Raw genomic sequence first — 4,270 nt, 5'->3', positions numbered from 1 at the left:
CTGGGTGCTCCAGAAGCAGATCTCCCAACCACTGCTGGCGCTCACCCAGGCCACCCATCGCGTGGCGGCCGGGGACTTCCAGGTGGCGCTGGACAGCTCGCGTGAGGACGAGCTGGGGCAGCTGGCGGGGGCCTTCCGGACCATGGCGGACAAGGTGCAGCAGCGGGAAGAGCAGCTGCGCCAGGCCAACGAGGGACTGGAGCAGCGCGTCGAGGAGCGGACCCGGGAGCTGAAGACGGTCCACGGGCAGCTGGTGCAGACGGCGCGGCAGGCGGGCATGGCGGAGATCGCCACCAACGTGCTGCACAACGTGGGCAATGTGCTCAACAGCGTCTACACCTCCTCCCAGCTGGCGAGGGACAGGGTGGGCGAGCTGCGGGTGGAGCACGTGAGCCGCGTGGCCACCCTGCTCGGCGAGCACCAGACGGACCTCCAAGCCTTCCTCACGCAGGACGAGCGCGGACGCAACGTCATGCCCTTCCTGAACAAGCTGGGACAGAACCTGCTCAAGGAGCGTCAGGAGATCCTCACCCTGCTGGAGGACGTGGGCCGCTACACCGAGCACATCGGCGACATCGTCAAGGTGCAGCAGAACCATGCCCGTACGCCCCGGATGAACGAGCCCGTCCACCTGTCGTCGCTGGTGGACGACGCGTTGCGCATCAACGCGGCCGCGCTCACCCGTCACCACGTGAAGGAGGTGCGGCAGTTGCGCTTCCTGCCGCTCGTGCTGACGGACAAGCACAAGGTGCTGATGATCCTGGTCAATCTCATCAGCAACGCCAAGTACGCCATGGATGAGACACCCGCGGAGAAGCGCATCCTGACCGTGAAGCTGGACCTGCCCGTCCCCGACCGCGTGCGCATCGAGATCCACGACAACGGCATGGGCATCCCCGAGGACATGGTCACACGCATCTTCCAATACGGCTTCACCACCCGGAAGGAGGGGCACGGCTTCGGCCTGCACTCCAGTGCCCTGGCGGCGCAGGAGCTGGGGGGCTCCCTGACGGTCCACAGTGACGGGCCCGGGCGTGGTGCCACGTTCACGCTGGAATTGCCCTATCAACCCATCGAGGAGGCGTCTCACTCATGACGGACACCAAGAAAAGCATCCTGGTCATCGACGACTCCGAGGCCATCCACAAGGACTTCCTGCGCATCCTCTGCCCGCAACAGAAGGCGGACAGCGGTGAGCTGGACCTGCTGGCGGACTCTCTCTTCGGTCCGCCTTCCTCCAGCATCAGCCCGGGCGAGGTGGAGTTCGAGGTGGACTCCGCCTTCCAGGGGCAGGAAGGACTGGCCAAGGTGAGGGAGGCCCAGGCCGCTGGCCACCCCTACGCGATGGCCTTCCTGGACTACCGGATGCCTCCGGGCTGGAACGGCGTCGAGACGCTGCGGCACCTGCGCCGGGTGGCCCCCTCGCTGCAGGTGGTGCTCTGCTCGGCCTACTCCGACTACTCGTGGGAGGACATGGTGCGCGAGTTCGGCCGGTCCGAGCTGCTGCTGGAGCTGAGGAAGCCCTTCAACAGCCAGCAGGTGCGCCAGCTGGTGCAGCGCCTCGCTGGCGCGCATCCGACGTAGCGCCCTCACCGGAGGGGCGGAGCGCGCGGTGGGCGGGGTGTTACCTGGAGGCCTCGCTACCGCTCACGTCAACGGTCTCCAGGCCCGCCAGCGCCGGAAACCGCTTCCTCATGCGCGCGGTGGTCTCCTCATAGCTGTTCTCACCGACATGAATCCACCAGGAGATGTTCCAGGATTCATACCCTCTCACCGCGCGTGTCCGCGCGGTGAAGTCTCCGATGTAGTGGGCTTTTCCCGGCTCGATCGAAAAACTTCGGACATCTTTCGCCGGGAGCTCCGCGAGTCGGCCGATATAGGTGCTCTCCCCGATACCGGTCTGCTTGAGGGTATAGGTGCCGGGTTTCACGGCGAAAACGAGGGTCTGTCCTGCCCGAAGCCGGATTCGGAGCGCGTCGTCTTCCGATGACGACTGGAGTATGAGCCCCACGGTCAAGGAGGGGGCCGCGTCATTGTATGTTTGCTTGAACCGTCCGTAGATATAGCCCACCTCGGGCTCGGCTCTCGCACTGGTCTTGATGGGCTTGGAGTAGGGCCATCCGCAGGCGGTTGTGAACCCCAGCAGCGCCACCGCACACGCGAGTTGGATTGTCCTGTTCATCGAAAGGCCCCCTCCTCGAGCACTTCTACTTCTTGCCCTCGGCGGGCATTCCGCCCCAGCCGGCTTCGATCATCGTCTTCCACTTCCACTGGCCGTCGCGCTTCACGAGCAGGGCGGCGTTCCGGCCGGTGACCTTCTGCTTGCCCACGGTCATCGTGAAGTCGTCGGTCACGCTCACCAGCGAGTCCGAGAGGACGGTGATCGTCGGCTTGTGGGTCACCTTCATGTCCTTCGGCATGTTCTCGTAGAAGGGCTTCATCATCGCGACATACTCCTCGCGGCTGAACTCCCTGGCCTCGGGCACGCCCTTCAGGTCATCGGTCGCCATGTAGAGCGGGAAGTCGTGTGTCGCCATCATCGCCTCCATGTCGCCCTTCTTCGCGAGCTCCTCCTGCTGCTTGAAGAACTCCTGGACCTCCTTCTTCGTCTGCTTCTCGTTGGTGGGCTTGCGAGCCCCCGGGCCCATCTTCGTCATGTCCATCGCAGGTGCCTGCGTGGCAGTAGCAGCGGGCTCTTGAGCCTTGTCCTGCGCCCAGGCAGAGCCCGAGAGCGCGATGGCCGTGACGCACACCAGAATCGTACGCTTCATGAATGTCCCCTTCTCGTGGTTGGGCCGCGGTGACTACTTCACCGTGGGTGAAGCCGTCAATCCGGAGCCGACTCAGCGTCCGTGAATCTTTCCGGGCCTCCTCAGGCCCGCAGGTCCGCGACTGTGTCGTAGTCGTAGCGGTCGGCCCTGCCGAAGGGGGCCCCGAGGGCACGCGGGTCGAGCAGGCTGCGCGGAGTCACCGGCCGCGTCTCCCGGAACACCGAGTAGAGGGCGTCATTGATCCGGTGGAAGGCGAGGGTGTCGGCCGCGCGCCCCGAGGGGACGTAGGGGGCGTCGGGGTAGCGGAGCCTCCATGCATGCCAGATGCGGTCCACGTTGCAGTGGTGCAGGAAGAACGCGGGGTCATTGGGCGACGTGCTGTCCGTCATGTCTCCGCCCACCCAGACATGCACGCTGTTGTGGATGCGCGCCGGACCCTCCCAGCCCTCCAGTTGGTTGCGGAAGCCGTTCGAGGTGCTGTTGTACGGAGGGGCATCGTAGAGGACCTGGTCTCGCAGCACCGCGCGGACCGCCTCACGTGTGGGCAGCGCGCCCGCCCCGCCGAGTGCGCGGTCCAGGGGTCGCGGCCGCGGCAGTCGCCTGAGACCCCGCTCCGCCGGGACGACCCGTACCTGCCAGGCGCCCGGCATGGTGAAGCGGCCCAGCGCGGAGTTGGCCCAGAGAGGGGACTGACGGGGGTCCGACAGCGCCGCGTCCGCGGACCAGTCCCAGTACGGCAACCGGAACTCCGCGTCTCCGAGCGCGCGGCGCAGGTAGCCCTCGAAGCGCAGCAGGTAGTAGCGGTGCCACGGCAGGAAGGCCGGGCCCGAGTGGGCCGCGTTGCGGTCGCGCTGCGTGGGGGGCGTGAAGAGCATCATCGACTGGTGGTGCCACGACACGAAGAAGTCATAGATGGAGAGCCCCTGCTGGCCCGGCCATGGGAAGCGCGCCGGGTCCTTGAGGGCCAGCACCCCGGAGATGAACTGCTGCCGGACGCTCTCATCGGAGAGGATGTTGCGGCGGATCATCGGTGCCCTCCGTGGTGGTGGTGGGCCGCGTGGCGCTCGGGTTCACCGGCCTCCGGCTCGAACAGGTGCGGCATGCGCTGGAGGAGGTGGCTCACCAGCTCTGGCGCCGTCGTGAAGGTCAGATAGGGGCACAGGTGGGACCAGAGCCGCCCTTCCTCATCCACCATCATGTGCAGCGTGACGAGCCGCTCGTCGACTCGCACCTCGTACGTGGTGGTGATGGTAATGGTGTTCCCCCGGTGCTCCAGCACCCGGGTGCTGCGCGCGAGGTTCTCGTGCTCGTGCTCGACGTAGGAGGGAAAGCCCTTCATCACCCACTCCGGGTGCTCCTGCCCCAGGGTGAAGGGGTCGAACGCCAGGGGCGGGATGGGGTGCGGTCCGGGCCCGCGCCGGGGCGCCGGCTCACGGCGCGTCGCCACCTTGGGCCTCGACCGTCGCTTCGTCTTGTCCACCATTGCCTGAGTCCTCCCG

Annotated in this window: 6 protein-coding genes; 2 read left to right on the top strand and 4 right to left on the bottom strand. The window is 66.6% G+C overall.

Going from position 1 to position 4,270, the window contains the following annotated elements; translation table 11 throughout:
- Nucleotides 1-1,096, top strand: a 1,096-nt coding sequence (locus tag VF794_RS00160) for a sensor histidine kinase (RefSeq protein WP_331106489.1), incomplete at its 5' end; no start/stop codon positions are given.
- A complete protein-coding gene (locus VF794_RS00155) occupies nt 1,093-1,584 on the top strand; it encodes a response regulator (protein ID WP_331106487.1) in 492 nt (163 codons plus the stop codon). The genes VF794_RS00160 and VF794_RS00155, both read left to right, overlap by 4 nt.
- A 40-nt stretch (nt 1,585-1,624) precedes the next feature.
- Here the strand turns inward: VF794_RS00155 and VF794_RS00150 are convergent, their stop codons facing one another.
- The 4 genes from VF794_RS00150 to VF794_RS00135 all read right to left on the bottom strand — a co-directional run.
- The gene (locus VF794_RS00150) at nt 1,625-2,182 is read right to left on the bottom strand and encodes a hypothetical protein (RefSeq protein WP_331106485.1); all 558 of its coding nucleotides are present in this window, start codon (nt 2,180-2,182) and stop codon (nt 1,625-1,627) included.
- 25 nt (nt 2,183-2,207) lie between these two features.
- Nucleotides 2,208-2,771, bottom strand: coding sequence for a hypothetical protein (locus VF794_RS00145; RefSeq protein ID WP_331106483.1), 564 nt, complete (start codon nt 2,769-2,771; stop codon nt 2,208-2,210).
- 101 nt (nt 2,772-2,872) lie between these two features.
- Nucleotides 2,873-3,799 (bottom strand): tyrosinase family protein, encoded by a 927-nt coding sequence (locus VF794_RS00140; protein WP_331106481.1) that lies wholly within the window; start codon nt 3,797-3,799, stop codon nt 2,873-2,875.
- Nucleotides 3,796-4,270: hypothetical protein (locus VF794_RS00135; protein WP_331106479.1), on the bottom strand; the 475-nt coding region annotated here is incomplete at its 5' end. The genes VF794_RS00140 and VF794_RS00135, both read right to left, overlap by 4 nt.

Origin of the sequence: Archangium sp., assembly GCF_036389735.1 — a bacterium.
Classification (GTDB): Bacteria; Myxococcota; Myxococcia; order Myxococcales; family Myxococcaceae; genus Archangium.
The sequence above is the reverse complement of the archived record's forward strand: the minus strand, read 5'-3'. Positions and strand labels throughout refer to the sequence as shown.